The organism is Phocaeicola dorei (genome assembly GCF_013009555.1).
In the GTDB taxonomy this organism is placed as follows: Bacteria; Bacteroidota; Bacteroidia; order Bacteroidales; family Bacteroidaceae; genus Phocaeicola; species Phocaeicola dorei.
Window position 1 is genome coordinate 5,346,462 of the sequence record NZ_CP046176.1, and the last position, 25,085, is coordinate 5,371,546.

23 protein-coding genes and 4 pseudogenes are annotated in these 25,085 nt (G+C 40.7%); 13 read left to right on the top strand and 14 right to left on the bottom strand.

Annotated features, from left to right (window positions below; genetic code table 11):
• Positions 1–115 precede the first annotated feature (115 nt).
• Positions 116–3,202 carry a SusC/RagA family TonB-linked outer membrane protein gene (locus GKD17_RS21905; protein ID WP_007848038.1) on the top strand — a complete coding sequence of 1,029 codons (3,087 nt, stop codon included), beginning with the start codon at positions 116–118 and terminating at the stop codon, positions 3,200–3,202.
• A gap of 15 nt (positions 3,203–3,217) precedes the next feature.
• Positions 3,218–3,517, top strand: a pseudogene (locus GKD17_RS21910) (RagB/SusD family nutrient uptake outer membrane protein); the annotation flags it as partial.
• Between the two features lie 74 nt (positions 3,518–3,591).
• Here GKD17_RS21910 and GKD17_RS23810 read toward each other — a convergent pair.
• The 3 genes and pseudogenes from GKD17_RS23810 to GKD17_RS21920 all read right to left on the bottom strand — a co-directional run.
• Positions 3,592–3,678 (bottom strand): annotated as a pseudogene (locus GKD17_RS23810) (SEC-C metal-binding domain-containing protein); the annotation flags it as partial.
• A gap of 177 nt (positions 3,679–3,855) precedes the next feature.
• Positions 3,856–4,134, bottom strand: a pseudogene (locus GKD17_RS23815) (aspartyl protease family protein); the annotation flags it as partial.
• Between the two features lies 1 nt (position 4,135).
• The gene (locus GKD17_RS21920) at positions 4,136–4,375 is read right to left on the bottom strand and encodes a hypothetical protein (RefSeq protein ID WP_032936035.1); all 240 of its coding nucleotides are present in this window, start codon (positions 4,373–4,375) and stop codon (positions 4,136–4,138) included.
• A 228-nt stretch (positions 4,376–4,603) separates the two neighbouring features.
• Here GKD17_RS21920 and GKD17_RS21925 point away from each other — a divergent pair, with 228 nt between their 5' ends.
• On the top strand, positions 4,604–5,023 hold the full coding sequence (locus GKD17_RS21925) for a hypothetical protein (RefSeq protein WP_007833931.1): 420 nt from the start codon (positions 4,604–4,606) through the stop codon (positions 5,021–5,023).
• Between the two features lie 18 nt (positions 5,024–5,041).
• Positions 5,042–5,494 (top strand): hypothetical protein, encoded by a 453-nt coding sequence (locus tag GKD17_RS21930; protein WP_007833933.1) that lies wholly within the window; start codon positions 5,042–5,044, stop codon positions 5,492–5,494.
• 101 nt (positions 5,495–5,595) lie between these two features.
• On the opposite strand, the gene GKD17_RS21935 is transcribed toward GKD17_RS21930, so the two are convergent.
• Both GKD17_RS21935 and GKD17_RS21940 read right to left on the bottom strand, forming a co-directional pair.
• Positions 5,596–5,751 carry a hypothetical protein gene (locus GKD17_RS21935; RefSeq protein WP_007833940.1) on the bottom strand — a complete coding sequence of 52 codons (156 nt, stop codon included), beginning with the start codon at positions 5,749–5,751 and terminating at the stop codon, positions 5,596–5,598.
• A complete protein-coding gene (locus tag GKD17_RS21940) occupies positions 5,741–6,664 on the bottom strand; it encodes an IS1595-like element ISBvu2 family transposase (protein ID WP_007833941.1) in 924 nt (307 codons plus the stop codon). Before GKD17_RS21940 ends, GKD17_RS21935 begins: the two co-directional genes overlap by 11 nt.
• A 194-nt stretch (positions 6,665–6,858) precedes the next feature.
• Between GKD17_RS21940 and GKD17_RS21945 the strand changes: the two are divergent.
• Positions 6,859–8,118: pseudogene (locus GKD17_RS21945) on the top strand (RagB/SusD family nutrient uptake outer membrane protein); the annotation flags it as partial.
• A gap of 150 nt (positions 8,119–8,268) precedes the next feature.
• Here GKD17_RS21945 and GKD17_RS21950 read toward each other — a convergent pair.
• Positions 8,269–9,531, bottom strand: coding sequence for a peptidase U32 family protein (locus GKD17_RS21950; protein ID WP_005844184.1), 1,263 nt, complete (start codon positions 9,529–9,531; stop codon positions 8,269–8,271).
• 150 nt (positions 9,532–9,681) lie between these two features.
• Here GKD17_RS21950 and dusB point away from each other — a divergent pair, with 150 nt between their 5' ends.
• A complete protein-coding gene (gene dusB / locus GKD17_RS21955) occupies positions 9,682–10,671 on the top strand; it encodes a tRNA dihydrouridine synthase DusB (RefSeq protein WP_007833945.1) in 990 nt (329 codons plus the stop codon).
• A 95-nt stretch (positions 10,672–10,766) separates the two neighbouring features.
• Here the strand turns inward: dusB and GKD17_RS21960 are convergent, their stop codons facing one another.
• From GKD17_RS21960 to GKD17_RS21975, 4 genes are all read right to left on the bottom strand, one after another.
• Complete coding sequence (locus tag GKD17_RS21960) at positions 10,767–11,618, bottom strand: head GIN domain-containing protein (protein ID WP_007841512.1); 852 nt, start codon at positions 11,616–11,618, stop codon at positions 10,767–10,769.
• A 176-nt stretch (positions 11,619–11,794) separates the two neighbouring features.
• On the bottom strand, positions 11,795–12,772 hold the full coding sequence (locus GKD17_RS21965) for a phosphatase PAP2 family protein (protein ID WP_007833949.1): 978 nt from the start codon (positions 12,770–12,772) through the stop codon (positions 11,795–11,797).
• The gene (locus GKD17_RS21970; protein ID WP_007833952.1) at positions 12,763–13,809 is read right to left on the bottom strand and encodes an NAD-dependent epimerase/dehydratase family protein; all 1,047 of its coding nucleotides are present in this window, start codon (positions 13,807–13,809) and stop codon (positions 12,763–12,765) included. The genes GKD17_RS21965 and GKD17_RS21970 overlap by 10 nt, the downstream gene beginning before the upstream one ends.
• A 10-nt stretch (positions 13,810–13,819) precedes the next feature.
• Positions 13,820–14,722, bottom strand: a complete 903-nt coding sequence (locus GKD17_RS21975) for a cation diffusion facilitator family transporter (RefSeq protein WP_008672421.1) — start codon at positions 14,720–14,722, stop codon at positions 13,820–13,822.
• A 130-nt stretch (positions 14,723–14,852) separates the two neighbouring features.
• Here GKD17_RS21975 and rnr point away from each other — a divergent pair, with 130 nt between their 5' ends.
• On the top strand, positions 14,853–17,000 hold the full coding sequence (gene rnr / locus GKD17_RS21980; RefSeq protein ID WP_007833956.1) for a ribonuclease R: 2,148 nt from the start codon (positions 14,853–14,855) through the stop codon (positions 16,998–17,000).
• Between the two features lie 62 nt (positions 17,001–17,062).
• Here the strand turns inward: rnr and GKD17_RS23510 are convergent, their stop codons facing one another.
• Positions 17,063–17,191: a hypothetical protein gene (locus tag GKD17_RS23510; RefSeq protein WP_257227898.1), complete on the bottom strand. Its 129-nt coding sequence runs from the start codon at positions 17,189–17,191 to the stop codon at positions 17,063–17,065.
• A gap of 108 nt (positions 17,192–17,299) precedes the next feature.
• Between GKD17_RS23510 and GKD17_RS21985 the strand changes: the two genes are divergently transcribed.
• Positions 17,300–18,208, top strand: coding sequence for a serine O-acetyltransferase (locus GKD17_RS21985; RefSeq protein ID WP_007833960.1), 909 nt, complete (start codon positions 17,300–17,302; stop codon positions 18,206–18,208).
• Positions 18,209–18,261: 53 nt separating this feature from the next.
• Here GKD17_RS21985 and GKD17_RS21990 read toward each other — a convergent pair whose 3' ends face one another.
• The 3 genes from GKD17_RS21990 to GKD17_RS22000 form a co-directional block, all read right to left on the bottom strand.
• Complete coding sequence (locus GKD17_RS21990) at positions 18,262–18,537, bottom strand: sensor histidine kinase (RefSeq protein WP_007848027.1); 276 nt, start codon at positions 18,535–18,537, stop codon at positions 18,262–18,264.
• Positions 18,503–18,715, bottom strand: a complete 213-nt coding sequence (locus GKD17_RS21995) for a hypothetical protein (RefSeq protein WP_227191499.1) — start codon at positions 18,713–18,715, stop codon at positions 18,503–18,505. Before GKD17_RS21995 ends, GKD17_RS21990 begins: the two co-directional genes overlap by 35 nt.
• A gap of 118 nt (positions 18,716–18,833) precedes the next feature.
• The gene (locus GKD17_RS22000; protein WP_007833965.1) at positions 18,834–19,310 is read right to left on the bottom strand and encodes a Dps family protein; all 477 of its coding nucleotides are present in this window, start codon (positions 19,308–19,310) and stop codon (positions 18,834–18,836) included.
• Positions 19,311–19,844: 534 nt separating this feature from the next.
• Here GKD17_RS22000 and GKD17_RS22005 point away from each other — a divergent pair.
• The 5 genes from GKD17_RS22005 (at position 19,845) to GKD17_RS22025 (ending at position 25,031) form a co-directional block, all read left to right on the top strand.
• Positions 19,845–20,804: a hypothetical protein gene (locus GKD17_RS22005; protein ID WP_007833969.1), complete on the top strand. Its 960-nt coding sequence runs from the start codon at positions 19,845–19,847 to the stop codon at positions 20,802–20,804.
• Positions 20,805–20,885: 81 nt separating this feature from the next.
• Entirely contained in the window at positions 20,886–23,888 is a 3,003-nt protein-coding gene (locus tag GKD17_RS22010) for an N-6 DNA methylase (protein ID WP_007833970.1), read from the top strand.
• A gap of 11 nt (positions 23,889–23,899) precedes the next feature.
• Positions 23,900–24,403, top strand: coding sequence for a hypothetical protein (locus tag GKD17_RS22015; RefSeq protein ID WP_007833971.1), 504 nt, complete (start codon positions 23,900–23,902; stop codon positions 24,401–24,403).
• Between the two features lie 13 nt (positions 24,404–24,416).
• Positions 24,417–24,731 carry a hypothetical protein gene (locus GKD17_RS22020; protein ID WP_005794123.1) on the top strand — a complete coding sequence of 105 codons (315 nt, stop codon included), beginning with the start codon at positions 24,417–24,419 and terminating at the stop codon, positions 24,729–24,731.
• A gap of 12 nt (positions 24,732–24,743) precedes the next feature.
• Complete coding sequence (locus tag GKD17_RS22025; protein WP_007833973.1) at positions 24,744–25,031, top strand: hypothetical protein; 288 nt, start codon at positions 24,744–24,746, stop codon at positions 25,029–25,031.
• Positions 25,032–25,085: the final 54 nt, after the last annotated feature.

Consider the following 25,085-nt stretch of genomic DNA (forward strand, 5'->3'; position numbering starts at 1 on the left):
TATGGAAAACGACACAATGATACAAGAAATTGCATTTACAATTTAAAAAAGAGAGTTCAATACATAATGCCTGAAATATGGCAATTTATAAACCCCTAATTAAAGCCAAGTTTATATGAGCAGATTTTCTTCATTATTATGTAGCTTGCTATTCTGCATGATTACATATGCACAGGAAATTACAGTAACTGGTAAAGTCACCGCAGGAGGCGAAGAAATGCCTGGTGTCACAGTAGCTGTAAAAGGACAAACTCGCGGTACCATCACTTCTACCGATGGCAGCTACCAGATTCAGGTTAACGGCAATGAAAGCCTGATCTTCTCTTTTGTAGGTTACGAAACAGTAACTATACCGATAAACAAACGCAAAGTTATTAACGTAGAATTGAAGGAAACAACCCAAATGGTAGATGAAGTAGTTATAACCGTTCCTTACGGTACTGCCAAAAAATCCACATTTACAGGGTCTGCAAGCTATATTGCCGCCGGCACTATTGAAAAAGCACAGGTCAGTAGTGTGTCAAAAGCATTGCAAGGAACTGTAGCTGGTTTACAGTCTTTTTCCTCCAGCGGTCAACCCGGATCAGACGCAACTATCCTGATTCGTGGAGTTGGTTCTGTAAACGCTTCAACCAATCCCCTCTATGTGGTCGATGGTGTTCCTTACGATGGTGCTCTTTCCTCCATAGCATCTTCAGATATTGCGTCAATCACTGTATTAAAAGATGCAGCTTCCGCTGCATTGTATGGCTCACGTGCAGCAAACGGCGTAATTATGATCACCACCAAACAAGGAAATAAAGATAGCGCACCCACCGTTGAATTATCTGCTAAATATGGTTTTTCAAGCCGTGCACGCGCAGACTACGACCAGTTGAATACAAACCAATATTATGAATTATATTGGGAAGCCATGCGTAACTATCGTATGGACAACGGTTACTCTGCCGAAGAAGCTGCAGCATGGGCATCAAGCAATGTTACAGGCAATCTAGGCATCAACCCTTATGGCAGTGCTTACCCTGAGCCAATCGGCCATGACGGAAAACTGGTAGCAGGTGCCAAACCATTATGGAACGACAGCTGGGACGACGCCCTTTCACAAGATGCACACTATACAGATTTAAATGTACACGTAAGTGGTGGTAGCAAAACCTCCAAATATTTTGTTTCAGCAGGTTACATGGATGATCAAGGTGCTTATATCTGCTCTGGTTTCAAACGCTATACTCTCCGCGCCAACGTGACTTCAGATATCCGCAAATGGTTACAGATCGGATTGAATGTATCAGGAACTCATTCTGTTCAAGACTATCCCAAGCAAGATGACTCAACAATCTCCAATGTGGTCATGTTTGCCCGTTCATTGCCATCATTCTATCCAGTGTATCAACGTGACTTGGCAACTGGAGCATATTTATTGGACGAAAATGGTAACCGTATGTTCGATTATGGTGAGTATCGTCCTAACTCGTATGCAAAATATAATCTGCTGGCTTCCATGCCACACGATAAAAGCGAGATAAAACGCGATGCTGCTTCTTTACGTGGCTTTATCCAAATAACTCCTATCGAAGGACTTTCTTACAAAATGTCTTTGAATATTGACTATAATAACAAAACAAATCATGACTACACCAATCCTACTTACGGTACAGGTTCTATCAGTGGTGGCAGCGTAAGCAAATACAACTACCGCACTACAGGCATGACTTTTAATAATGTCATTAATTATCAACACACGTTCAATGATGTACATGATATCCGTGTGATGGCCGGTCAGGAGTACTATGAATATAACACTTCCAATTTCGGCGGAAGCCGCAGCAAAGTCATCATGGATGGATTCTATGAGCCCGACGCAGCTTCCTCTTTAGGTGATTTTGGCGGAAACAGCGACCAATACAAGCTGTTAAGTTTCTTTGGAAGTGCTGAATACTCGTACGATCAAAAATACTTCTTATCGGCTTCTGTCCGTTCTGACGGTTCTTCCCGTTTCCATCCGGATCATCGTTGGGGTACTTTCTGGTCAATAGGCGCATCTTGGAAAATTATGCAGGAAGAGTTTATGAAGGACACATCAGACTGGCTATCTAATTTATCATTGCGTGCCAGCTACGGAGCGCAAGGTAATGACCAGGTAGGTTATTATGCGTATCAGGCGCTCTATTCCATACGTAATAACCTCGGTGAATCCGGTTTGCATGCTTATCGTCTGGCAACTCCTAATTTATCATGGGAAACCAATCTAAATACTAATATCGGCTTGGATTTTGGTTTCTGGAACAATCGCCTAAGTGGTACAATCGAATACTTTGAACGTCGTTCCAAAGATTTATTATTCTCTAAAGACTTAGTTCCATCTTCAGGTTTCTCAAGTATGGACGAAAATATTGGTGCCATCAAAAATTATGGATGGGAATTCCAAATCTCAGGATATCCTATCATGACTAAAGATTGGAAATGGAAACTTTCTTTTAATGCTACTACCTATAAAAACAAAATAACCTCATTACCTGCCGAAGAAATGTGGAGTGGCAACAAGAAATGGGTAAAAGGAGGATCGTTATATGACTTCTATTTAGTAGAATGGGCTGGTGTCAATCCTGAAAATGGTAATCCCATGTGGTATCGTTACAATACCAACGGAGAAAAAGTAACCACAGAAGACTATTCATCAACCACACCGGACGACAAAGTAAAATGTGGCAATTCACTACCAGACTGGACTGGCGGTCTTCAATCAGATCTTTCATTCAAAGATTTTACATTATCATTCTTATTCTCTTATTCCATTGGTGGTAAAATCTATAATGGGGATAAAGTTTCATTGATGAGCCAAGGACCTACAGGTACCAGTTGGAGCGTAGATATGTTAGACCGTTGGACTCCTGAAAATCCCTATACCGATGTACCACGTCTGACTACTTCTCCCAAAAGCTCATGGACAAACTCTTCAAATCGGTTCTTAGTTGACCGTTCATACTTACGTCTGAAGAATATTACATTCTCTTACAATCTGCCGAAGTCATTGCTGAACACATTGACACTGAAAGATGCAAGCATATTTTTTCAAGCAGAAAATATGCTGACATTAGCCAAACAACAAGGTCTAGACCCAGAGCAAACTTTCGGAGGCTCTACTTACTATCGTTATCCGGCAATGAAAACTATTTCATTCGGTATCAATGTGAAACTTTAATACAGAAAGAAGAATATGAAAACTATTTTTAAATATATATTTTCAGTCGCACTGGGAAGTATAATGCTCACTTCCTGCGATTTGGATACAATTCCTACAACTTATGTAGATGCCGGTTCTGTTTTCGGTAAAACAGGAGATGCCGAAAAAGTACTTAATGGTGGTTGGAACTACCTGATGGAAACTTTCAATTCTTACGCCAACCCTGGCTATGGAGCAATGTTACGTGCAAATGATGCAATGGGTTCTGACGTAGTACTAAACACCAAATATGGTTTTAGAGCACACAATGAATTTACCGCTATTTATGGAAGGTATTAAGGAACAAGTGAACACCATTGCAAATCGTTATAACAAATGGTTATACTTGTTACATAATATATTATTTGCTACTTGTTACCGCAACAATGTTTATATTTCTTTCCACTTCCACATGGGCATGGATCATTTCTTCCGGGTATCTTATCTTTTACAACGTTTACTCCCTCTTTCATACCTCGTACAAAATCAATTGTTTGAATAGATGGGGTACGGAATGACATTGTAGTATGTTTATTATAATTTGTAATGCTAAAATCCCCTGTAGTAATAATATCCATTCCTATAAGCATTCCAATATCTTTATTAGAAGATAATTCTTCACATTCTGTTACTACTACGTCTAAAGTTATATTGTTATTATTAAGAGTTATGTTTATAAAATATGAATTTACCTCTTTTGCTCCATGAACACCATTTACAATTGTTCTTCCAGTAGGTACTAATCCTAACTGGCAAGCTGATGATCTTGTGATAACAGAATTTGTTGCACCTGTATCCCATATTCCGTTAGTTTTAATATATTTACCATCAAATGTGTTTTTTAAAGTAACAGGAGTGACAATAGCATTCAATAAACTTTTTGCTTTAATTGTAAGTGCATTAATTTTCATTTTAGGCAAATATTACTCGTGAATGAAAAGTTTGTGTATATCCGCTTTCTCCTTCTGAACATAATTGTATTATAAATGTTCCTAATTCAAGACCACCATCCAAAGCCTTACTCAAAGCATCTTTAAAAGAATCTCCACAAAATAGTACATTCCGATCTTTTATGACAATATACTTATTAAAATATTCTTTTAATAGCACATCGTGATTTTCTCGAAAGAATTTGAAATCATCGCTTTGCATAATCATATTATTTTTAATTGGTATTTTCTTATACTGCAAAATAACAAAATAATCTCGACAATTATTAAAGTCATTAACATTGTTTATCCATTTTGTTTCCGCAAATATAAAAATATAAATTTACATATCAATGATTAGTAGTTAATATTATATAAATATAACTTAGATTGAGTATGCTTGGAGTTTATTATTTATATTTTTGTTGCAAAATTATAAATCTATTAAATTATGAAGTGGTTATTGTGGATGTCAGTTCTATTTTTTTTATCATGTGGTAAATCATTTGAAAAAGAAGCGGAGCAACATTTGGATAAAATAATTGAAGATACAGCAATTGACCCAGGTTCTATTAAGCTTAGTGATTACGAAGTTATACGTTCCGATGATTCTATTTATTTAACTTCATTTACAATGGAAGGGAAAAATAATATGGGCATGTATAGTTCTAGTGAATTTGGATATATATATGTAAGAAGTGGACAAGAAAGATATTTTTTGTTAGATAAAGCACAAAAAGTGACTCGAATTGTAGATAGTGCCACCAAAATATTTAATGCGGCTAAAAAGGATAGTAGTTTCATTGGAAATTGGAGCATGATATTCATATTTCAAGTGGAATTGTATGGAAGAAAAATTGAACAGGAATAGAAAATAAATAACTAAACAATGGAATTAATTATAATATTAATAATTTTTGTAACTGCATTTATAATAGCAGTTAACACTAGAAAAAAACATGTAAGTATGGAAAACAACGTATCACCTAACAACATCCCATCAGAAGATGGACAGTTTAAACACGAAAACAGATTATCAATGATATCTGGGGTTATATTATTCATTAATATCTTAGGATCTATAGCACTTCTCATTACAGGAATTGTAGAATTAAATTCATACAGATCTAATGGATATGGATGGATTTATATAGTTTCATCTATTGCGGTGCTGTTGTCTTCATTTTTACTTCACTCGTTTTTCATTGTTGTTAAAGAAATATCCATCAATATTAAAAAGAACAACATTTCCCTTACACCCAAAATAAACAATGAAAAGACACACCCTACTCAATCTAATGTGAAAAGCGATCATCCAGATTGCTTAAGCCAGTGGAAATAAAAAGAACGATATAGGCACTGAAATTTCAGTGCCTTTTTTATTTTACCTAAAAACTTTAGGACATATTCTATATTACTACAATATTCTTTTAGAAAAGGTATTCATTTTTTCTTTTCCCCCTTATTCATTGCTTCCAGAATCTTTATCCATGATTCAGGAACTTCCACATCCATGATGTTCCCATCTCCATCTTTTACGATGTATTTATTCTTCTTTTTCTTTTCGTCCTTTGGCTTTTCTTTCTTATTATCCTGCATATCTGTAATCTCCTATATCTAAGTATTGCAAAAGTAATCTAAATCTGTCAGAATCGCTAAGTTTTCTAGTATTAAATCTAAAGACAAATTCATCTACATAGCGTTGCATATATTTTTTGCTTATATGATAATACGTGGCGTATATCCTCTTGAAAACAGACCAAGCGTTTTCTATCGTATTGGTAGTAATCATCACCGTTTCTTTATTCTCATTGTAATAAGTAATACCATAATACTTGTGCCCGTGGTCTACAGATATCTGGTTGTACATTTCGGATACTTCGCCATAGTCCCATCCATCAGTATATATTGTACTTCCTTCTTCAACATATTTTCTTATAATTGGAAGCAGCTTGGATGGACCTGTTCCGCTTACTACTTTGGCAACCAAATCCCCATTTCTGCCTATTAGTCCAAAAACAGGAACTTTGTCTTTAAAACTTCTCCCCTGGCATCTCTCCACTTTTTTATCCTTGTGTCGGTTTGCATTCTTTCCACCTGCAAATGATTCATCAATCTCAACTTCTCCTTCAAGATGGTAATCGTTTTCTCCTGTCATAGCCTTACGAATCTTATGCAACATACGCCATGCGGTCTTTTGAGAAACATCAATATCTCTAGATACCTGATAGGAAGATATGCCTCTTTTCCCTTGAGCAAATAACCACATAACATAGAACCATTTAGTGAAAGGGACCTTACTGTTTGCAAAGCACGTTCCTGTTTTTACTGTGAAATACCTGTTTGTGTTCTTGCATTTATACTTATGATTCTTGCATTTATAAACCTTGGAGGTAGGATCAAATGGAGAAACAACTTTGTCACCCCATTTCCATTGTTCGTACAGGTCATAACAAGCATTTTCATCCTTTACAATCTGTATAAACTCTAGAAAATTCATTGACTTTTTCATACAGCCTCCTTTTCTTTGATTCTTTTGCAATATAACGATAAAAAGTTAAATATGCAAATAAATATAAAGAAAAGATAGACTGTAATATTATGTTATATAAATTTATAAGTTTAAGTTGACACAAGTAGAAAATATATAATTATAACATTTTGTTATAGCTTATTTATCAAGTGTCCATTTATTCCTTAATGCCTTATGGAAAAGGGGGCACAAATACCCTAAGCTGGCTTTTAGCATACCGTGTTATTAATGACTGCAATGGTGTATTAGATAATATTGATGCTGCCGAAGGCACACAAATTGACAGAAATCGAATCAAGGGACAAGCGTTAGCCTTACGTGGTTTTCTATATTTACATCTAGCTTCTTGTTATTCTTTTGCCATTGATAAAGATCCAGAAGCTGTATGTGCACCTATCTATACACAATCAACAGATGAAACAATTGCAGCTGAAGGAAAACCTGCATCAAGTGTCAGTGAAGTATATGCGCAATCTATCAATGATTTAGAAGAAGCATTAGAACTTATTCCCGAAACTTATGTACGTGACGCCAAACACAAAATTGATAATGAAGTTGTCCTAGGTATTCTCTCACGTGCCTGTCTTTATGCTCGTCAATGGGAAAAAGCTAAAACTTACTCAGACAAATTGTTAGCTAAAAACAATTATCTAATGACTGAAAGTGAATATAAAGCTGGATTCAATTCTGTAGACAATAAAGAATGGATTTGGGGGCATGCTCAAACCAACGATCAAAGTAATGCCAGTTATCAGTTTCATTATTTAGATACTACAACTAAAGGATCATACTATTATAGCTTCAATGCAGACCCTTACTTCCGTGATTTGTTCGAAGATGGTGATTATCGTAAAGATATGCTGTTCTGGGCTACAGATCCAGGAGCTGACGTTGAATCAGCAGCCTATGTATGGATGCGTAACTCTAAATTCAGATTCCGCGATATCGAAAACCAACTTGGTGATATCGTATTGATGCGCGTTGCTGAAATTTATTTGATAAATGCAGAGGCAAAAGCACATCTGAATGACCCAGATGCAATTAACAAATTAAATGATTTAAAAACAGCCAGAGGAGCAAAAACTATTAATACAAATCTTTCACAACAGGATCTATTGGAAACAATTTGGTTAGAACGCCGCAAAGAATTATGGGGTGAAGGATTCAGTTTGATAGACATTATCCGTAACCAACAGGCTGTAGTCCGCAAAGCATATCCCGAAGGTCCCATTGACTATATTTACACTGATGAAAACGGACAAACTCACACACTTAAGAAAAAAACTCAAGGACATCGCTTCTTCAATTTTCCCGATAAAAGTGCGTTCTGTCCAAATAGTAAATATTATTTATACAGAATTACAGATGCAGAAGAACTAGCGAATAAGAACCTTTACAAAGATCATCCTAAGCTCTCAATTTATACAGAATAACAGCAAACTCTAACAAAGTGAAAAACCGTAGCAAATGAATTGTTACGGTTTTTTTATTTTTTCCCGGACAGATTAAGGAAAGACATACCTAAACAATCCTATAGAAGAAATTCCTAATCACGTTTTTAATATGACCGGGAGTTTCCTGTTTTATTTCTTTTTCAAATCCTCAGGAGAAACCAATTTATAAAGCTTGTCACTAGGACGTACCTTATCGGGGACTTTAAAGGATACATGTTGACCTTTTCTTACCACATCCACCGGTTTCAAATCCACACGCGCCTCATCCAACGTCAGAAATACCGCTCCTGTAGTAGGTCCTGTAATCAGAAGTTTATCCCCTACTTTCATCTCAGCAGCTTCCACCAGAAACTCTGCAACACCAATATTAGAAAAGTACTTGATTCCCTTACCCACATACACTTTACGCTCAGTAGCCTCCGAACCATAGTTCTTACTCCATTCACCCAAACGCTGTCCTAAATAATACCCATTCCAAAATCCCCGATTGAATACAGTCTTCAGCCGCTCATCCCAAGCCTGCTTCTTCTCCTCGGTAAAAGTACCCTCCAGATAAGAACAAATAGCTTCTTTGTAACATTCCACCACAGTGCGTACATACTCAGGTCCACGGGCACGCCCTTCGATCTTGAAGACACGCACACCAGCCTCTATCATTTCATCCATAAAATGAATAGTTTTCAAATCTTTAGGAGACATGATGTATTTATTGTCCACCTCCAGCTCAATATCACTCTCTTTATCCTTCACATCGTATGCACGGCGACATATCTGCATACAAGCCCCCCGGTTAGCAGAAGCATTCATCTCATGCAAACTGAGATAACACTTGCCCGACACTGCCATACAGAGCGCCCCGTGACAGAACATCTCAATGCGGACCAATTCTCCATTCGGACCTTTAATTTGTTCCTTCTGGATAGTATCATAAATCACTCGCACCTGCTTTAAATTCAATTCACGTGCCAATACCACTACATCAGCAAAGCGAGCATAAAATTTCAATGCTCCGGCATTACTGATATTTAATTGGGTGGAAAGGTGTACTTCCTGCCCCACCTCGCAACAATAAGCCATTACCGCCACATCCGCAGCAATCACGGCACTGATGCCTGCCTCCTTAGCCGCATCGACAATGGTACGCATCAAAGCAATATCTTCATCATAAATAATGGTATTGATTGTAAGGTAGCTCTTGATACCATGTTTATCACAGATCTGTGCTATCTCACGTAAATCATTGACAGTAAATGTACTGGCAGAACGTGCACGCATATTCAGACTCTCAATTCCGAAGTAAATAGAATCCGCACCTGCCTGTATAGCTGCCGCCAGCGACTCACGTGAACCTACAGGAGCCATTATTTCAAAGTCTTTTATAGAAGCTTTCATTATTCTTTTGATTAATATGTGTGCAAAGGTAGGCTTTTTTCCGTATTTTTGCAGCCTGATTTCACCACAGATTACACAGATTCACACAGATTATAAATTAATACTCAAATGAATCTGATTTTTCTGTAACCCAAAGATAAACATACAACAATGAAGATTAGAAATATAGACCTGGACAAATACCCAATTTTCCTAGCCCCGATGGAAGATGTAACGGACCCCGCTTTTCGCCTGATGTGCAAGAAGTTCGGTGCTGATATGGTATATACCGAATTTGTATCAGCAGATGCACTGATACGCTCGGTAGGTAAAACTATGCAGAAGCTGAATATCAACGATGAGGAACGCCCTGTAGCCGTCCAGATTTATGGCAGAGACACGGAAACAATGGTAGAAGCGGCGAAAATAGTGGAAGAGGCGCATCCGGACATCCTGGATATTAATTTTGGCTGTCCTGTAAAACGCGTTGCCGGTAAAGGAGCCGGTGCAGGTATGCTGCAAAATATCCCGCTGATGTTGGAGATTACCCGTGCTGTTGTGGATGCTGTAAAAATTCCCGTTACTGTAAAAACACGTCTAGGTTGGGACAATGAGCATAAAATTATAGTAGATTTGGCAGAACAATTACAAGATTGCGGTATTGAAGCACTGACCATTCATGGACGTACCCGTGCACAAATGTACACTGGTGAAGCGGATTGGAGTTTAATAGGTGAAGTAAAAAAGAATCCCCGTATGCATATACCTATCATTGGAAACGGAGATATAACTACGCCACAACGTGCCAAAGAGTGTTTTGACCTGTATGGAGTGGACGCTATTATGATTGGCCGAGCCAGTTTTGGACGCCCGTGGATATTCAAGGAAATAAAACATTATATAGAAACCGGTAAGGAACTCCCTGCCCTTTCTTTTGAGTGGCGGCTGAATGTACTCCGCCAGGAAGTGTTGGACAGTGTGAATCTGCTTGACGAGCGCCGTGGGATTCTTCATGTACGCCGCCATCTGGCTGCTTCTCCTTTATTTAAAGGCATTCCCAACTTTAAAGAGACACGTATCGCCATGCTCCGTGCCGAAACAGTGAAAGAGCTTTTCAGTATTTTGGATTATATCAGGGGAAATTACGGAATGAATTGTTAATGCTACAATATATTAATGTGCCAATTGGCTGTGCTGTATTCCGCATGGCAATTGGCACATTAACATATTGGCACATTGTAGCATTAACACATTATTTATTCTATTTTACGCAAACCTCTTTTAGGAGAGAAATCAATGTTTTTAGGATTGCCCTTATAAGCCACCTCACCACTACTGGATGCTTTCGCAGTCAGCGAACCGGTCACATAACATTCCACATCACCAGAGGAACTGGCACTAGCAGTTACATTTACCGCCTTCATACCTTTTGCCTTTACATCCCCACTACTACTGGCTCTATAAGAAGCGTTCTCACAAATACCTGCCAAAATTACATCTCCGGAAGAGCTGGCATCAGCAGATACATTAGCAGCGTTCAGATTCTTGACAGATACATCACCAGAACTACTGGCATCAGCAGAGAAATTTGTACAAGATACCTTTTCCAGAATCACATCACCCGAACTATTAGCGGTAGCCGCAAAATCATCACAAGAAATAATGCTTCCTGTTACATCACCGCTACTGCTAGCCTTAACAGTAACTTTCCCACTCGTTTTCAGTCCATTCTTTATAATAATGTCACCAGAGCTGGAAGCTTTCAAGCTGTTCACAGCCGGAGCAGAAACTCTTACTTCCTTTTTATGTTTTCCGTTTATTGAAAAATTGTTTCTTGGCGATTTAAAACCAACCTTAAGTACTCCACCCTCTACACGGACATCAATATAGTCCACCAAATTGTCCGGAGCATATATTTCCACATCCTGTCCACCGGAACTTTGAGTATAGATTACATCCACCGAAGAACTGGTAGAGATAGCATTAAAACTACCCACATTCACTTTTTTGGTAACATAGTTCTTGCTAGGAGTTATTCTCTCTGCACATGCTGTTACCGACACTAACATAAGGGTTACCGTCATTAAAGTTGATACTAATTTTCTCATATTACTTTTGTTTTATTTATTAGACGTTATTTCTATGCCAAACGTTGCAACGTTTGACCATTATTTTTAAAGCAAGATTCATGCCAGCAACATTTATCACTGATAATCAACAAGGTATAAACAAAGCAGGGTGTCCGAAAATGGACACCCTGTACGCTTTTATATGCTTTTTAAAACTATTTCAGTACAAGTTGGAAGACTACAGAAGCAAACCAACGCTTATACATATAAGTAGCCGTAATATAAATACATACCGCCGAAATCCATCCGGCAATAACATCAATCAAATAATGCGCCTGAATATAGACCGTAGCACAACATAGAAGTACATAGAACGGTGCCAAGAAATAACATAGTTTCTTATTAACACGATAGGCCATAATCATCACAATGGTAGATATACCGACATGTGAGCTAGGAAAAGCAGCAGTAGGCCGTTCCCCCACTTCCTGTGAGGCTTCCACCAAATTAAAGAAGAAACCATGATCAAAACCGGGACCAGGCAACAGAATATCATTATTATTAAAATAATCACCGATAGCAGGGAAATGCTGCGCCATCACATTATCCATTCCGATAGCAGGGAAATAAAATTGCGGACCGGCAACCGGAACCAATATATAAATAAGATAATAGATAAAAAACGAAGTGACCAACACAAAAGAAACCTTTTCAAACCACTCAAAACGAAACAAGAAATAATAAATAGTCACAATCCCAATCATTGGATAATAAGCAAAATACCCCATATTAAATGGTTCACTGAACCACATGGAAGGAAAATGTTCACTAAATTCTACCGAAGGCTGGCAACGGAACAAAAACTGCTCCGCCGAAGCGAAGAAATTATCCAGATTGGGAAAAAGACGATTAAATTCAAAGGTATCGGGATACCAATACGCTAAAAATGCCATCTGCACAGCCATTCGTATAAATGCCGTAAGTTTACACGGATACTTACGATACAAATATATTAATGCAAACGTAATGGCCACAATGCCTGCACGCTCCGAAAGCATAATTACAGGGTGATCCATACGAGGAAATAATATTAAAACCATTATGGTCGTGAGGGCATTATATATCAGACTAATGCTCTCGACGGCAAACAATCCTTTCACACTGTCTACCCGTTTGAATAAATTTAAAGCCATCCTTCTTTCTTATACCATGCAATGATTTCCTTTACTCCCTTGTCTAAAGGGTACTCAGGACGATATCCCAGTTCTTCCACCAAGGGTGAAATATCGCATTGCCAATTACGTTGTTTCATTATTTTATATTTGTCAGCATTCAGCGTACTTACCTTTCCCAGGCAACGCGCTGAAAATTCAGCGAGCAAAGATACAACTTTTAAAATAAATAATGGGCATTTAATGTGTATAACCCACGGATTACCAAGTTCTTTTTGTATCAAATCAGAAAAAGTACGGCTGAAATAGACATTTCCGTCACTAACAAAATAGGCGCGCTGCCGCACTCCATGTTCTATTGCCAAAAAAACAGCTTGTACCAAATCTCTCACATAAATAAAGGTAAGATCCTGCCTTTTAAAACCAGGAGCAAAGTCTATATGCTGCTTGATAGACTTCACCATCAGAAAATAATCGCGTTCGCGAGGTCCATAAACTCCAGTAGGACGGAAAATCACTGTCGGAAAATCATTCAATGATTGCAGGTAATGTTCCGACTTTAGCTTACTGACCCCATATGCCGTATTGGGCATTGCCGTATCACGTTCACTAATAGGTGCATAATTATCTTCATGAATAGGACCGAAAATACTAAGTGAACTGATATAAACAAATTGCCGGGGAACCATATCCAAGGTCCTCAAAGCTTCTACAAAATTACGGGTATAAACATAATTACCTTTGTCGAATTCGTCTTTATGACGGCATTTAGTAACACCGGCACAATGAATGATATAATCCCATCCCTGATGCAATTGTTTATGAACAGCCAATTGCTCCGTCAACCTTCCGGGATGAGCAAAATCCAATTCGGCAAATTGAATGCGAGGATCTTTCAAATAGGCACGACTACTGCTTTTACGTACACCAGCCCATACCTGCATATCTCTCTCCAATCCTCCTTCCACCAGGAAACTGCCAATAAATCCGCTTGCTCCGGTTACCAATACTTTCTTTAATCGGCAAGTATTCTTCTGTGCAAATTCTTCGTTATTCATTCTTCGTATTTTATTTCACCGGTTCCACATGAATACCCACATGAGTATCCTCTCCAAATTTTTCTTTTAATCTATGTTCAATACCTGTTGCTGTTTCGTGCGCTTTATGCAGAGAAATGTTCCCATCCATGCGTATATGAATCTCTATAGCATAATTGTTCCCAATGCGTCGCGTGCGTAAATGATGCGGCTCGCTCACTCCATCAAAAGATAACACAATCCCCTCTATCTCACGTTCCACGCTATCCGGCAAAGACTTTTCCAGCAATTCATCCAAGCAAGGAATCAGCAACTTAATGGAAACCCGCATAATAAAGAAACTGACTGTCACAGCGGCAATAGGATCAAGTACCGCCCAATGAGGACCAAGTAAAATCGCTCCGCCAATACCGACAGTCGTACCAATGGATGATAATGCATCACTCCTATGATGCCATGCATTCGCCACAACAGCCTGTGAATCGCATCTTTTCCCCACTCTGACTGTATATTGATAAAGTATTTCCTTCAACAAAATAGAAATAATGGCAGCAACCAATGCCAACATTCCCGGTTGACGAAGCTCCCCACCTCGTAGAAAAACCAATATTTCTGTTGCTCCATTCCACAATATTCCAAATCCTATCCCCAATAATGCCATACCAATGAAAGCAGTAGCCAATGTTTCATATTTCCCATGACCATAATCATGGCTCTTGTCCACTGGTTTATTGGATATACGTACAAAAAGAATCACTACTACGTCCGTAACGAAGTCAGATAGAGAATGAACTGCATCTGCCAACATAGCGGCACTATGCCCTGCGATTCCGGCAAGAAATTTAAAAATAACCAGCAAGAAATTAACAAAACTCCCCACTAGTGTAACTTTATAAATTTCTTTTTCCCTGATTTTCTTATCAAGTTCAGTCATAACAGTTGTTTTAGAACGGACAAAGATAGCACGTTTCATTTAGATTCAACCAAATTTAATGTATCTATTGAACCGCTATTCCAATTATTTTGTTTACTTTGTAGCACATAATACATTAATATATCCCCTTATGGCTAAAAAGAAAGAAAAAAAAGCAGGGAAACGTATGAAAAAAAGCGAAATGTCTGAACGACTGATAAGCTTATTCCACACCAAACCAAACGAAACATTCAGTCTGAAACAATTATCAAGCAGTCTGAACCTCACTACACATCCGCTTAAAATGCTTTGTGCCGACATCATTACTGAAATGATTGAGGATGATTTTCTGCAAGAAGTAGAAAAAGGACACTACAAACTAAACGACCACGGCCTGATTATGACTGGCGTCTTTCAGCGTAAAAGCAACGGCAAGAACTCCTTCATCCCCGATGATGGTGGAGAAACTATTTTCATAGCCGAACGTAATTCGGCACATGCCATGAATAATGACAAAGTAAAAATAGCCCTCTTTGCCAAACGTAAGAATCGGAATCCGGAAGGTGAAGTGATAGAAATTCTGGAACGTGCCAATGATACTTTTGTCGGTACACTGAAAGTAGAGAAATTCTACGCCTTCCTGCTGACCGAGAACCGCACCCTGGCAAATGATATTTTTATCCCGAAAGATAAGCTGAAAGGTGGAAAGAATGGGGACAAAGCGGTTGTGAAAATTGTAGAATGGCCCGAAGAGGCAAAAAATCCGATAGGACAAGTCATTGATATCTTGGGAAAAGCAGGAGAAAACACAACTGAGATGCATGCCATTTTGGCCGAATTCGGTTTACCTTACGTATATCCTAAGAATGTAGAAACCGCTGCCGAAAAGATTCCGGCAGAGATTTCCGAAGCGGACTATGCAGAACGTGAAGATTTCCGCAATGTAACAACTTTCACCATTGACCCCAAAGATGCAAAGGACTTTGATGACGCGCTCTCCATCCGTCTCATCAAACCGGGACTATGGGAAGTAGGCGTGCACATTGCCGATGTTACTCATTACGTAAAAGAAGGAAGCGTTATCGACAAAGAAGCTGAAAAGCGCGCTACTTCCGTTTATCTGGTAGACCGTACCATCCCCATGTTGCCCGAACGGCTGTGTAACTTCATCTGTTCCCTCCGCCCCGACGAAGAGAAACTGGCATTCTCCGTCATTTTCAATATGAATGAAAAGGGAGAGGTGAAAGACTCGCGCATCGTGCACACCATTATAAAGAGCGACCGCCGTTTCACCTATGAGGAGGCGCAAAAAGTGATTGAAACGGGTGAAGGCGACTACAAAGAAGAAATTCTGGAGCTGAACAAACTGGCACAAATCCTGCGTAAACAAAGATTGGCTGCCGGTGCTATTGACTTTGACCGCATAGAAGTGAAATTTGAGATAGACGAAACCGGCAAACCACTCAGTGTCTACTTCAAAGAATCCAAAGAAGCCAATAAGTTGATAGAAGAATTTATGTTGTTGGCCAACCGCACGGTTGCCGAAAGAATCGGTAAAGTACCTAAAAACAAGAAAGCCAAAGTATTCCCTTATCGTATCCACGACCTTCCGGACCCCGATAAACTGGAGAACTTGAATTGGTTTATCAATCGCTTCGGATATAAGATACGTACATCGGGTAGCAAAACAGAGATATCCAAATCCATCAATCGTTTACTGGACGACATAAAGAATAAGAAAGAACAAAATCTGGTGGAAACCGTATCCTTGCGTGCCATGCAAAAGGCCCGTTATTCCACTCATAATATTGGCCACTATGGTCTGGCATTTGACTATTATACTCACTTTACCTCACCTATCCGCCGTTTTCCGGATATGATGGTTCATCGTCTGCTCACCCGCTATCTGGCAGGAGGACGTACGGTACAGGAAACGAAATACGAAGAGTTGTGCGACCATAGTTCTGAAATGGAACAAATCGCCGCCAATGCAGAACGTGCTTCTGTAAAATACAAACAAGTAGAGTTTATGGGTGAACGTTTGGGCATGGAGTTCGATGGAGTCATTTCCGGAGTTACCGAATGGGGACTTTATGTGGAATTGAACGAAAACAAGTGCGAAGGTATGGTTCCCATGCGTGACCTTGGTGATGATTATTATGATTTCGATGAAAAGAACTATTGTCTGACGGGGCGCCGGCATCACAAAAAATTCAGTTTGGGAGATCCGGTTACCATTAAAGTGGCCCGCGCCAATCTGGAGAAAAAGCAACTTGATTTCGCTTTGATCGAGAAATAAAGATTAACATCCTGTTGTAGGGGCAGACTGGATCTTTCCCTACAACAAGACAATAGTTTCATTTACCTCACTCTTCTATTCAACTGATTATTCGCTTTATCCGGCTTGGATTTACCGATCCGTTTGCCACCGGACTTCTTTTTAGTTTCCTGTTTCACCTTAAAAGCAAATGGATTTTTCTTATTTACCATAAATATTCCCTTTTTCTGCAAAAATAAAGGATTAAAATCAATATTCATTCTATTTATTGGCAATAATATAGAATTTACTTACTTTTGTCCTTCCAAAACATTCAATTCATGACTACATTCAATTACACGAACATATTAACGCAGGCAGTAGATGAATTATCTGAAAGCCAGTCCTATAAAGGATTATTCCATCAACACAAAGATGGAGATCCTTTACCATCTGCCAAATCCCTATACAAGATAGTAGAATTGGCACGCGCCATTATCTTCCCTGGTTACTTTGGTAATTCCACCGTTAACAGCCATACCATCAACTACCATATCGGTGTAAATGTAGAAACCCTGTTCGGCCTGCTGACTGAACAAATTCTGGCAGGACTTTGCTTCGGACAAGAAAACAGTAAAAATGCAACCGATGACAATGAACCGTGCAGAGAAACAGCCTCTTTGCTGGCAGCTCGTTTCATCAATAAATTGCCCGAACTCCGCCGCATTCTGGCTACCGATGTAGAAGCCGCATATTATGGTGATCCCGCCGCCACATGCTTTGGTGAAATCATCAGTTGCTATCCAGCTATCCGAGCTATCAGCAATTACCGCATCGCACATGAGCTGTTAATACTGGGTGTACCTTTAATCCCACGCTTCATTACAGAAATGGCACATTCGGAAACCGGTATCGATATTCATCCGGGGGCACAAATAGGACATCATTTCACTATTGACCACGGTACAGGTGTAGTAATCGGAGCAACCAGCATCATCGGAAATAATGTGAAGCTCTATCAAGGGGTAACATTAGGAGCTAAAAGCTTTCCGCTAGACAATAATGGAAATCCCATTAAAGGCATTCCACGTCATCCTATTTTGGAAGACGATGTCATTGTATATTCCAATGCAACAATCTTAGGGCGTGTTACTATTGGCAAGGGGGCTACCGTAGGAGGTAATATTTGGGTAACAGAAAATGTACCTGCCGGATCACGTATCGTACAACGAAAAAACAAAGACGAATAAAGACCTTTTGTCATCATAGATTAGTTTGGATTACATTCATAATTTATCAAGTTTTAAATATGTGTAAATCCATGTAATCTATGATCAGAAACTTCTTTATGCACCCACGGAAGTCTCAGCACAAAGCAGCATCTCTGTGTATAATCGGCATCAATCACAAGAGAACCTCCAAATTTCTCAGCCAGCAACCGGCAGATAGGAAGCCCTAATCCTGTCCCTCGCATAAAATCATCTAATTGGGTAAAACGTTCAAATACAAAATCATGCTTGTCTTTAAGAATTCCTTTCCCTGTATCAATAATAAGTAATAAGTCTGCCGCCCCATGCAAAATAGTAATATTTTAAATTATCCAGCCTCAAACATACTTTCTTCACCTCATCCGTCTGTTTCAATATATTCTCTTCATCATTCTTATAATAAAAATAATCCAGCTTAATACAATAAGAAATAATTTGCATATGCTTATCGCCCGATTCCTCACTTCTTTGCAGAAGAGTATCACACATACTTAAAACAAGAGGGGAATCCATAATTTGAAGAAAAACATAAATTGACAAATAAAAACAGAAAAAGGAGCACCGACACTCTGATACTCCTTTCTCCTAAACTAAAGCAAACCAACGGTTACTTTGAAGCATATGCGCACAACATCCACACCATTTTTTCCTGTTCCTTCAAATAGTCACTCATCACCGCTACAGTAGCCTCATCACCGGCTTGTGAAGCGACAGCCAAAAGTTTACGCTCTTCCACGATGAAATGACTGTAAGTTTCCAAAATGTTGTTCAATGCTTCGTCACCGTTTGTAACACCCTCTACCTCTTTTATATTCGATACTTTCAAATAATCGCTATACTTGTTCTTCGGGACGCCTCCCAGCATCAGGATACGTTCTGCCAGTTCATCCACTTTCTCGGCTGCATTGTTATACAAATCCTCAAATTTGCTGTGCAGTACAAAGAAACCATGCCCTTTAATATTCCAGTGGAACCCACGAAGATTAGCATAAAATACTTGGTAGTCTGCCAATAATTGTTGCAATGATTCTACTACCTTTGCAGCTGCCGCTGAATCTAACTTGATATAATCTAATGTTCTCATAATGTTTTTATTTTTAAATTGATTACTTTTATTTTTTTCTCTGATGCAAAGATAAGGGGGAAAGTAATGCGTGTCAAACTGATAATTTCTATATTTGATGTAGTTTGATTAAGATTCTTTGAGTATCAAACCATTAAGAAGAACTTGCATGAGAATGGGCAATGGATAAGAAATTGCTAACTTGTTTTATTACACTATATTCCTCATGCTTTTCAAATAACTCTTTTCTAAGTGCAAAGATACGATTTTTTCTCCAATTATAAGAATCCGTACCTTAAAAACTATCTATGTGATAAAGATAATGACATAACAGATTCGTAGCCGAGTTCACCAAACCACAGGCAAAGGTAACTCGTGTTCTTTTCGTCCAAGCAAGGTCAAGCCCTGCGGGTGTCGTGGAAAAATCATCCTCGCCCCGTGGGGCTTTCTGTATTTTTCCACACAACCTTGCCTGACGAGAACACGACCTTTTAGAGCCTGTAGTTTGGGAACTCCGGCCCCGAATAGCCGGACTAACAAAAAATATATAATGTTATGTCACAAGCAGTATTAAACAACAGTCAAGCAACAGGTCACACCGACCTGCTATCAGGTATCTTGAAGGTACAAGTGAGAAACGAAGAGAAGATTACGGAACAAGACCGTATCTATTGCCAGAATCAGCAGGACGAGCTTTACAAGACGCTCGACCAGATTGCCTGGTGGTACAACATCTTCAAGAGAGAAGCCGAAAAATATGAGGGTAAAATCAAACTCAAGCACGAGCCGAACGGTAAGATTACCACAAGCAGCTATGACCTCCACTATCGGTACAATAACGATGAGAAGGATTATACCCATCACGAGTTTACTCCTTTCAAGAACATCAATGAGTTGGTGGATAGTCGTCATAACGCTATCAGGAACTTCATCAGTCGCATCATCGGCTATTTCAACAACACCTACAGCGTCTCTGTTGAAGCACCAAAGATTGATGAGAAGACTCTTCCGATAGACTTCCGACCTGTATATAACACCTATGTAGATGTGGTTATCGAACATCTCGGCGGCAAGAGTTTCCGAGATACTGCCGAGGAAGAACTTATCAAGCGATTCCTTGAAACAGTCAGACCATCTAATTGGAGCAAGGTGAAGCCAGAACTTAAGAAGGACAAGATCATCTTCCCCGATATTGTCACTTGGGACTCTTTCCATTACGAGTGTTATAAGGATTATAGGCTCTCATATGAAACAGACCGTAAGGTTAGCCGCTTCTGCGAAGGTATTGCCTTTGGTGCAGACGATGTACTTTGCGGAAGTATCGAGATGATTATCGGTCTTGATACACGCAATGTAGATATATCCAGATGGTACGACCTGACAACGACCAATGCTGTAAGTCTTAAATTTTATGGAAACACCCGTATCGATGTCAAGTTCAAGGACAACGCAACAGCAGAGAGTTGTTTCAAGCGACTGCGACTAAATGAAATCAAACTAAGAGACGAGAACTGATGACCACACGATATGTATGACACTCCGTAGGTACTGCCTGCGGGGTGTCTTTCGTTTTTATCCACTTCAATCATTACAGCCATGTATGCCATCATACCACAACAGATACCGCAAGGCAAGCGTGCAGAGATCAACGAGAAGATTCTCTTTGCCATCAACTCCGGTAAGGATATGATTCCTGCGGAGAGTATATACAACTGCTATACAGGTATCGGAGGACTGCACAACCTCAAGCAGTCGGACTTCGCCAGCTACCACGAGTATGCCGAGGCAAAGAAGGAGTTCGAGATGGGACAGTTCTTCACACCGCACGAGGTATGTCGGGATATGGTAGATGTACTCTCTCCCACATCATCGGAGATGATTCTCGATATGTGTTGCGGTATGGGTAACTTCTTCAACCATCTGCCAAACCAACACAACGCCTACGGCTTTGACATAGACAGCAAGGCTGTGGCAGTGGCGAGGTATCTCTATCCCGATGCACATATTGAGAAGTGCGACATACAGCAGTACCACTCCGAGCAACGCTTTGATGCCATCATAGGTAATCCTCCGTTCAATCTGAAGTTCGACTTCCGAATCTCACAGGAGTATTACATCGACAAAGCATACCATCTACTCAATCCCGCGGGATTCCTGATGATTATCGTTCCAGTCTCCTTTATGCAGAACGAGTTCTGGGAGAAGAGCCGTGTAGGAAGAGTGAACGAGGACTTCTCCTTCATCGGACAAACAAGGTTGGCACCTCACGCCTTCACATCGGTAGGTGTAGATAATTTCAACACCAAGATAATGGTCTTCCTGCGTCGCTCACAGCATATAGAGATGAATCCCTACAATGCCGAGGAGTTCGTCTCTATGGCAGAACTCAAGGAGAGAGTGAAAAAAGCCCGTGAGATGAAGCACCGCCTGCGTCTTGACCTTATGCGTGAGACCAACCGCATAGACAAGGAGGAGTTAGAGCACTTCGAGTACAAGCTCGCCAAGTACATGTATGAGTTGAAGGCTCACGCAAGGCTCAACAAGCATATTGACAAGGCTGTGGCACTTGTTACCAAGTTCCGTAACCAGAAGCCACCCGAAAATGCCACCAACGAGCAGATGAAGGAGTGGGAACGCAAGAAGCTGACCACTGCCAAAGTGCTGGCCACCATACGCAAGTATATCACCTCGCAGAATGTCGTTCCACGCAAGGAGGTGGCATTGGTAAAGACCTCCTACGGCTTCAAGCTCAAGCAGTATGCACCACGACTACTCGACAAGGTGGAGCATAAGGCGGCAAGCATCAATGACCTCATATTGGATAGCACCGTACTACCTATGCCGGAGATAGCAACAGAAGAGAATCTGCGACAGATACGCATCGCCAAGAGGCTTATCCGCCGCAAGCGTTGGCTCTACGATATACAGAATCAACCATTCTCGGAGATGGAAACGGACGATGCCCTTGCCGAGTATCTCGACAATGCCACCTTCGTAAACAAAGATGGCGAGGTGTGCGAGTTCACGCAGTTGCAGAAACACGACCTGAACCTTGTGCTTCAGAAGCGATACGCTCTTCTCAACTGGCAGCAAGGCTCAGGCAAGACCGCAGCTGTATATCACAGAGCCAAATATCTGCTCAAATATGGCAAGGTACGCAATGTGGTGATACTTGCCCCTGCCATTGCCACCAATATGACATGGACTCCATTCCTCGCAATCAACAAGGAGCGATACAGAGTGATACGCACATACAAGGATCTCGAAGATGTGCCGAGAGGTATCTTCCTGTTATTATCTACCTATATGGTCGGCAAGCTCAAACGCGACCTTATGCGGTTTGTGAAACTATCGTCAAGGAAACTATGCCTTGTATTTGATGAGTCGGACGAGATTACCAACCCATCATCACAACGCACAAAGCATATCCTGGCAGTGTTCCGCAGGCTCAAATACAAGATTCTCGATACGGGAACAACCACCCGTAACAATATCGCAGAGCTATACAGCCAGTTTGAGTTACTCTATAACAACTCGGTCAATATGACCTGCTGGTGCGATAACATCTACCACGAGAACCGAGATAAGGAGATAGAGTGTGAAAGGAACCTCCACTGCGGAGAGCCGTTCCCTGCGTTCAGAGGTCATGTGCTGTTTCGTGCCTGCCACTGTCCGGGCAAAGCAACGGTATTCGGCATAGAGAAGCAGAATCAGGATGTCTATAACAAGGAGGAACTTTTCGACCTCATAGGAAAGACCATCATCACCCGTAAGTTCCGAGACTTCGCAGGCGAGAAATACAAGATACGGACACACACCGTAAGCCCGTCAGAGGGTGAGCACGAGGTCTATCGTGTCATCATCGAGGAGTTCTGCCGTATCTGTGAACTCTACTACAACAGCACGGGTGATACGAAGAAGGATGCAGGACTGAGGCTTATGCGACAGATAAAACTGCTTATCAAGGCTTGTTCGGTACCACACCTCATATCGGGATACTACGGTGATGACTATCCGAGCAAGACACGATACATAGAATCATTGATACGCAAGATACCTGGCAAGGTAGCCATCGGCTGTACCACCCTTGCCGCCTTTGACCTCTACGAGAAGTATATCAGCGAACGCTTCCCCGACAGACCGATATATGTCGTAAAGGGAGATGTGGCGTTCAAGAAGCGTCAAAGCATAGTGACGGAGTTCGACTCCACCATCAACGGCATACTGATATGCACGCAGCAGAGCCTGAGCAGTTCGGTAAACATACCTACCTGCAATGATGTGATACTGGAGTCGCTGCAATGGAACATACCCAAGATGGAGCAGTTCTACTTCCGCTTCATACGCCTCGACTCCAAGGAGATGAAGGATGTGCATTATGTCACCTATGAGGACTCCGTGGAGCAGAACCTGATGGCATTGGTACTGACCAAAGAACGTCTCAACGAGTTCATCAAGACGGGTGAGGTAAAGGAGCAGTCGGAGATATTCGAGGAGTTCGACATCACAATGTCGGTCATCGACAGTCTGCTGATACGCTCTACGGACAGCGAGGGTAAGATACATATCAGCTGGGGAAGCCAGCGAGTAACAAGTTAAACAGAAAGTCTATGGAAAATATGGATTTAAGCAATGCCGAAGTTGCCGTAACCACGCAGCACATCCTGGACGGGAAAGAGTACAAGGACTACTGGGTACAGATGTCCGACTATAGCGATATGGGAGAGTTTCTCTGTGCCTGCTCCGACCTCTTTCCCGAAGAAGAGGAACCAGAGTACAGATATACCAGATGGGAGAACGTACCCGACTACTTGATAAGGCGTGAATGGATATGTCCCAACTTCTTTGAGATACGCGATGCCATGGAAAGGCTCGATGAGAACGAAAGGGAGTATTTCGTCACATGGAGCGAACACTTCGGATATGACATCACAACCGATGATCCGCATATGATGGTATCGCACTATCAGGATATATACGGTAACACCATACAAGAGACCGAAGAGGAACTTGCCGACATCGCCGACGATGCTCTGGTATATACGGGCATATCGGGCAACTTCTGCGATATGCTTCCTCTTCAGTATGAGATATTCGATGATAACTACAACTAAAAATAAAGGATATATGGAAATCAGTTTCAAAGGACCGGTAATGCCGATTGACCCATACTCGCAGTTGGCATTTGTGGAGATACTAAACATTATACTCATAGCAAAGCACATTATGGATGTGAACAGGTATCTCATAGCAAGGAATGTAAACCCTCAGTTCGGCTCACTGTCGGGATATTTCCGATGGTCGTTTGCCGATGAGAGGTTCACGCTGTGGCAACGCACGGACTACAACTCCGATATGTGCTTCTCACATCGCATATTGGATATGCCGTTCTGTATGCTTGCAGCAAAGGATAAAGAGAACGATGAGCGAGTGTTCAACTAACCATCAAAGAATATGGAAACGACAATCAAGGCATCCAACAGAGAGATAGCGATACGAGCCTTCGACCATCTGAGGCAAGAGAGAAAGACCGACTCTGCACTGCGACTGGCTCACCACCTGCTGCACTATGACCGCATATCACTCGGCATAGGCGAAGTGGATTGGGAGATAGATATGGCAATCCGGAAGTTCGGTGGCAGTCCCCGAACAGGATACCGATATACGGCACATTTCAGTTTCAAGGGTGAAACGGAGATGGAGAAAGAGAGATACGAAGAGATATTCAACGGTAAAGAGTAACCGAAGGGCGGCCACAAGGTCGCTCTTCACATTTATAGACATATGTACGGGAAA

Excerpts from the sequence above, each read along its gene's own strand:
- GKD17_RS21905 (WP_007848038.1), top strand. The coding sequence starts at position 116 with ATGAGCAGATTTTCTTCATTATTATGTAGCTTGCTATTCTGCATGATT.
- GKD17_RS21920 (WP_032936035.1), bottom strand. The coding sequence starts at position 4,375 with ATGCAAAGCGATGATTTCAAATTCTTTCGAGAAAATCACGATGTGCTA.
- GKD17_RS21925 (WP_007833931.1), top strand. The coding sequence starts at position 4,604 with ATGAAGTGGTTATTGTGGATGTCAGTTCTATTTTTTTTATCATGTGGT.
- GKD17_RS21930 (WP_007833933.1), top strand. The coding sequence starts at position 5,042 with ATGGAATTAATTATAATATTAATAATTTTTGTAACTGCATTTATAATA.
- GKD17_RS21935 (WP_007833940.1), bottom strand. The coding sequence starts at position 5,751 with ATGCAGGATAATAAGAAAGAAAAGCCAAAGGACGAAAAGAAAAAGAAG.
- GKD17_RS21940 (WP_007833941.1), bottom strand. The coding sequence starts at position 6,664 with ATGAAAAAGTCAATGAATTTTCTAGAGTTTATACAGATTGTAAAGGAT.
- GKD17_RS21950 (WP_005844184.1), bottom strand. The coding sequence starts at position 9,531 with ATGAAAGCTTCTATAAAAGACTTTGAAATAATGGCTCCTGTAGGTTCA.
- dusB (WP_007833945.1), top strand. The coding sequence starts at position 9,682 with ATGAAGATTAGAAATATAGACCTGGACAAATACCCAATTTTCCTAGCC.
- GKD17_RS21960 (WP_007841512.1), bottom strand. The coding sequence starts at position 11,618 with ATGAGAAAATTAGTATCAACTTTAATGACGGTAACCCTTATGTTAGTG.
- GKD17_RS21965 (WP_007833949.1), bottom strand. The coding sequence starts at position 12,772 with ATGGCTTTAAATTTATTCAAACGGGTAGACAGTGTGAAAGGATTGTTT.
- GKD17_RS21970 (WP_007833952.1), bottom strand. The coding sequence starts at position 13,809 with ATGAATAACGAAGAATTTGCACAGAAGAATACTTGCCGATTAAAGAAA.
- GKD17_RS21975 (WP_008672421.1), bottom strand. The coding sequence starts at position 14,722 with ATGACTGAACTTGATAAGAAAATCAGGGAAAAAGAAATTTATAAAGTT.
- rnr (WP_007833956.1), top strand. The coding sequence starts at position 14,853 with ATGGCTAAAAAGAAAGAAAAAAAAGCAGGGAAACGTATGAAAAAAAGC.
- GKD17_RS23510 (WP_257227898.1), bottom strand. The coding sequence starts at position 17,191 with ATGGTAAATAAGAAAAATCCATTTGCTTTTAAGGTGAAACAGGAAACT.
- GKD17_RS21985 (WP_007833960.1), top strand. The coding sequence starts at position 17,300 with ATGACTACATTCAATTACACGAACATATTAACGCAGGCAGTAGATGAA.
- GKD17_RS21995 (WP_227191499.1), bottom strand. The coding sequence starts at position 18,715 with ATGTGTGATACTCTTCTGCAAAGAAGTGAGGAATCGGGCGATAAGCAT.
- GKD17_RS22000 (WP_007833965.1), bottom strand. The coding sequence starts at position 19,310 with ATGAGAACATTAGATTATATCAAGTTAGATTCAGCGGCAGCTGCAAAG.
- GKD17_RS22005 (WP_007833969.1), top strand. The coding sequence starts at position 19,845 with ATGTCACAAGCAGTATTAAACAACAGTCAAGCAACAGGTCACACCGAC.
- GKD17_RS22010 (WP_007833970.1), top strand. The coding sequence starts at position 20,886 with ATGTATGCCATCATACCACAACAGATACCGCAAGGCAAGCGTGCAGAG.
- GKD17_RS22015 (WP_007833971.1), top strand. The coding sequence starts at position 23,900 with ATGGAAAATATGGATTTAAGCAATGCCGAAGTTGCCGTAACCACGCAG.
- GKD17_RS22020 (WP_005794123.1), top strand. The coding sequence starts at position 24,417 with ATGGAAATCAGTTTCAAAGGACCGGTAATGCCGATTGACCCATACTCG.
- GKD17_RS22025 (WP_007833973.1), top strand. The coding sequence starts at position 24,744 with ATGGAAACGACAATCAAGGCATCCAACAGAGAGATAGCGATACGAGCC.